Here is a 2,340-nt window from a genome sequence, read left to right as displayed (position 1 = left end):
GATCTGCGGCCCTCCGGGCCGCCAGGGGCAGGATGCCCTACACCTCCACCCTGAAGGGTGGAGGTGTAGGGCAAGAGTTCAGTCAGGTCTTCTCGACCTTCCGCCTTCGGCCTGCTGGGCCCGCTCAGCCGGCCGTCGGTGTCCAGTCGCCCAGCCAGTCCGCGACCTCCTGGCCCGCGGCCTGGGAGTCGCTGAGCTGCGGCCGGTTGCTGCTCGCCGAGCCCGAGCCCGGACCGGTGTTCTTGTACTCGGCGAACCGGTCGTCCTTCCACGAGAAGCCGCCCATGTCCGACCACGGGGTGGACTTGACCGCGGCGCTCAACGTGCTGTCGCGGACCGTGGTCTGCGGGTCGAGGGAGGCGTCGCCGCCAGCGTGCCAGTTACGGCCCAGGAAGAAACTCCCCGCGGCCACGTCACCGCCCACGGTCGTGCGGTTGATGAGGATGCCCTTGCGGTTGGCGGCGGTGCTCGGCGCGGTCACGTAGCCGGCCGAGGTGCCGTCCCACCGCTTCTTCAGGGTGATCACCGACCGGTCGATCACGGCGGTGGCGCGGCCGAAGATGAAGTCGACGTTGCCCGTGACGTAGGAGTTGGTGACGTAGACCCGGCCCAGCTTGTCCTTGGCCGCCGTGTCGAGGAGCAGCGTGTCCTGGTCGCCGTTGACGATGATCCCGTCGAGGAAGACTTTGTCGGCGGCGGTGCGCAGGGCCACGGCCTGGTGCCCGCTGAGGTTCTGGTTCGCGCCCTCGTCGAAGTCGTTGGTGATGGTCAGGTTGCGGGCCTGGAAGTCGTCCGCCTCGACGGCGACGGTCGCGCTGCCGCCGGTGCCGTACGTGCCGCCGCCGGGCTTCGGCGTACCCGCCGCGTTGTTGAAGACGATGACCGTGTCCTTGCGGCTGGCACCCGTGCCCTGGATGGTGATGTGCGGCTTGTTGGAGGGCACCTTGACGGTCTCGCGGTACGTGCCGGGCTTGACCTGGATCAGCACCCGGGAGCCGTTGTTCGCGGGCACGGCGTCGACGGCCTTCTGCACGCTGGTGTACTGGCCGCTGCCGTCCTTGGCGACGGTGAGGGTGGTGGCGGCCGCGGCCTTCGTGCTCGCCGTACCGATCGAGCTGCGGGGGCCCGTACCCGACTTCAGCAGCGCCGGAAGGTCCGCCGCCTTGTCGAGCGTGTAGCCGTAGTACGACTTCGGGTCGAACGCCGTACCGCCGCTCTCGTTGCGCCCGCTGGTCCCGGAGAAGACGTTCCCGCGCTGGACGACGGCGGCGGTGGAGTCCCTCTGGACGGGATTCTTCACGCCCTGGAAGTAACTGTTCTCCAGGACCATCTTCGTCTTGCCACGGGAGTAGTTGCCGTAGGAGGAGTTGATGCTGGTCCCGGCCACGTCCTCCAGGTAGTTGTTGTAGAGGTGCGCGTGGGCGACGTTGTCGGTGGAGGGGTTGCGCTGCTCGGTCTCGCGGAACCAGTTGTGGTGGATGGTCAGGTCCGCGGTGACGTTCTCGGTCCAGCCGATGCCGAAGGTCTTGTTGTTGTCGCTGAGCTTGTTCCAGGACACCGTCACGTACGTCGTGTCCTTGCGGCTGTCGATGAGCCCGTCGGCCATGTGCCGCAGGTCGTTGTGGTCGATCCACACGTGGTGGGCGCCGTCCATCTGGACGGCGTCGAAGTCGTGGTCCTTGTCGTTCCAGGTGCCCTGGTACGAGTCGCGGATCGTCAGGTTCCGGATGATGACGTTGTGCACGCCCTGCCCGAGGAAGAAGCCGCCACCGACGATCTGCCCGGAGGTCCCCTGGCCCACGATCGTCTTGTCCGACTGGACCTTGATCTCTTTCCCGACGGGGTTCATGGTGATCGTCGCGGCCACGACGATGACGTACGGCTCGGTGGCGGTGGCGTACTTCTCCAGATCGACGAGCGTCTTCACGGTGACGGTCTGTCCGCCCCGCCCGCCGTACGTCCCGTTCTGCCCGAGGGCGTTGACGGAGGCGAAGCCGTCGGCGACGTCGGCGGCCCAGGCGGGGGCGGCGGTCGCCGCGTCCGCCGCGGCGGCCGTCCGCTGGGTGCCCGCTCCGAACACCCCGAGGTCGTTGCCGTACGCCATGACGCCGGCGGCGGTCAGCGCCAGCGGGACCCCGACGGCCAGGGCGCCTCTCCGCCTGCGGTGGCGGGCCTTGCTGCGAGTCTCACTCACGTGTTCTTCCGATCTGTCTCGGATGCGTGGGGGGAAGAGCCACGGAGTGGTTGCCGCGAGGGCGGGGGGAGGTTGCCGCGCGCGGGGCCCGAAACTTTCGACCGGCTGCCGCTGGCGAATCCCGCCGGGAGAGGGCAATTGGATCC

General features: G+C 68.5%; 1 protein-coding gene. It reads right to left on the bottom strand.

All coding sequences use genetic code 11. The features are described from left to right. Positions 1-124: 124 nt before the first annotated feature. Positions 125-2,194, bottom strand: coding sequence for a pectinesterase family protein (locus FNH08_RS48910; protein ID WP_322726637.1), 2,070 nt, complete (start codon positions 2,192-2,194; stop codon positions 125-127). Positions 2,195-2,340: the final 146 nt, after the last annotated feature.

This window comes from Streptomyces spongiae (assembly GCF_009377185.1).
In the GTDB taxonomy this organism is placed as follows: Bacteria; Actinomycetota; Actinomycetes; order Streptomycetales; family Streptomycetaceae; genus Streptomyces; species Streptomyces spongiae.
This window is presented reverse-complemented; position numbering and strand designations above follow the sequence as displayed.